Genomic DNA, 2,141 nt, shown 5'->3' with positions numbered 1-2,141 from the left:
CTGGTGCTGGCCACCACCTGGGAGGTCGTGTCGCGCTATGCGCTGAACGCACCCACGATCTGGGCCTACGAGATCGGCTACCTGCTGACCGGCTCGCACTTCCTGCTCGGCCTGGCGTACACGCTGCGCCAGGGCGAGCACATTCGCATCGACGTGCTCAGCGCGCACATGTCGCCGCGCACACGGCGCCAGATCGACGGCGTGGTCTACGCCGTCGTGCTGCCGCTGCTGGTGTGGCTGTGCTTCGCGCTGTTCAATTACCTAATGGCCGGCTACGAGCGCGGTGAAACCTCCGGGCAATCGGCGCTGAACCTGCCAGTGTGGCCGTTTCGGGTGGTCTTCGTCATTGCCTTTGCGATGCTCGCACTTCAGGTGCTGTGCGAGCTGATGAAGTCGCTGCGCGGCGAGGTGGACGGCGATCGAAACGACGACAACCCGGCGCGCGCGTCATGACCGAATACCTCCCTTTCTTCATGCTGCCGGCGGCCTTCGCGCTGATGTTCCTCGGCGTGCAGGTCGGCTTCGCAATGATGCTGACAGCGGCGGGCTTCGGGCTGATCACCTTCGGCCCGAACGTCATTCACCAATTCATCGAGAAGATCGACGACCTGTCGTCGAATTTCGTGCTGGCGGCGGTGCCGCTGTTCGTATTCATGGGTGCGATGCTCGAGAAATCGGGCATCGCCGACCGACTGTTCGAAGCCATTCATATCTGGACACGCCGGCTGCCCGGCGGGTTGGCGATCGCCACGGTGCTGATGTGCATCGTCTTCGCGGCCTCCAGCGGCGTGATCGGCGCCACCGAATCGGTGGTCGGCCTGCTCACCATCCCGATCATGCTGCGCTACGGCTACAACAAGGCCCTGATCAGCGGCACCATCTGCGCCGGCGGCTCGCTCGGCACGATCATCCCGCCTTCGGTCGTCGTCGTGGTGATGGGGCCGCTGGCCAACCTGTCGGTGGGCGACCTGATGTACGGCATGGTGCTGCCTGGTTTTCTAATGGCCGGCCTGTACCTCGCCTACATCCTTGTGCTGTGCATCGTGAAGCCGGATGCGGGCCCGCGGATTGCGCCCGAGCCGAACGAGCCGAGCTTCGCGCAAAAGCTCGGCATCACCACGCGCAACCTGATCCCGCCGCTGGCAATGATCGTCGCGGTGCTGGGCTCCATCCTGGGCGGTTTCGCCTCGCCTACCGAGGCGGCGGCCATCGGTGCCGTGTTCTCGGTCGGACTGACCGCGCTGTACGGCCGCTTCTCATGGAGAAGCCTGTACGACTCGCTGCTCAAGACCGTGCGCGTCACCGCGATGATCATGTTCGTGCTGCTGGCCGGCACCTTGTTCACCGGCGTGTTCATCGGCGGCGGCGGCATCAATCTGGCGAGTTCGATGATCAGCGATTTCGATCTCTCGCCTTGGGCGCTCCTGAGCCTGATGCTTTTTATCCTGTTCCTCGCCGGCTTCTTCCTCGACTGGATCTCGGTCGTGCTGATCTTCCTGCCGATCTTCGTGCCGCTGGTCACCGCCGCCGGCTTCGACCCGGTGTGGTTCTGCATCCTGTTCCTGATCATGTTGCAGACCGGCTACCTCACGCCGCCCATGGCGCCGGCGATCTTCTATCTGCGCGCCGTGGCGCCGCCGGAGATCACGATGCGTGACATGTACCGGGGCATGGTCCCCTTCATCGGCCTGCAGGTCGTCACGCTCGCCAGCGTGCTCATGTGGCCCCAACTCGTGACCTGGTTACCGAGCGTGGCCATGGGACTGCGCTAGCGGTATCGCGCTGCAACGAGCATTGCGCAAGGAGACAGGCATGGATGCAAGACCGAGCCAACGGGTCGACGTGGATGTTCTGGTCGTCGGCGGCGGTGCGACCGGTGTGGCTGCGGCCACCACCGCAGCGCGCGCCGGACTAAAAACGCTGCTGGTGGAGCGCTACGGGTTTTGCGGCGGCGGCGCGGTGGCGGGATTGTCCGGAACCGTCTGCGGCTTGTACGAGGCTGAAGAAACGCCGCGCGAGCCGAAGAAGATCGTGTTCGGTTTCGTCGATGATTTCATCGCAGCGATGGAGCAGCGCGGCGGCCTGAGCGCACCCATGCTCTACGGCAAGACGTGGACGCGCGTGCATGAACCGCTCGCTTG

The 2,141-nt window shown here is 64.4% G+C and carries 3 protein-coding genes; all 3 read left to right on the top strand.

Going from position 1 to position 2,141, the window contains the following annotated elements; translation table 11 throughout:
• A partial coding sequence (locus H0W38_RS21610; RefSeq protein ID WP_292458087.1) for a TRAP transporter small permease subunit occupies positions 1 to 453 on the top strand: 453 nt, incomplete at its 5' end.
• Positions 450 to 1,772 (top strand): TRAP transporter large permease subunit, encoded by a 1,323-nt coding sequence (locus H0W38_RS21605; protein WP_292458085.1) that lies wholly within the window; start codon positions 450 to 452, stop codon positions 1,770 to 1,772. The genes H0W38_RS21610 and H0W38_RS21605, both read left to right, overlap by 4 nt.
• 40 nt (positions 1,773 to 1,812) lie before the next feature.
• A partial coding sequence (locus H0W38_RS21600; RefSeq protein ID WP_292458082.1) for an FAD-dependent oxidoreductase occupies positions 1,813 to 2,141 on the top strand: 329 nt, incomplete at its 3' end.

The organism is Methylibium sp. (assembly GCF_013817365.1).
GTDB lineage: Bacteria > Pseudomonadota > Gammaproteobacteria > Burkholderiales > Burkholderiaceae_C > Methylibium.
This window is presented reverse-complemented; position numbering and strand designations above follow the sequence as displayed.

Coding starts and splice junctions, on each gene's coding strand:
- H0W38_RS21605 (WP_292458085.1), top strand. CDS start 450: ATGACCGAATACCTCCCTTTCTTCATGCTGCCGGCGGCCTTCGCGCTG.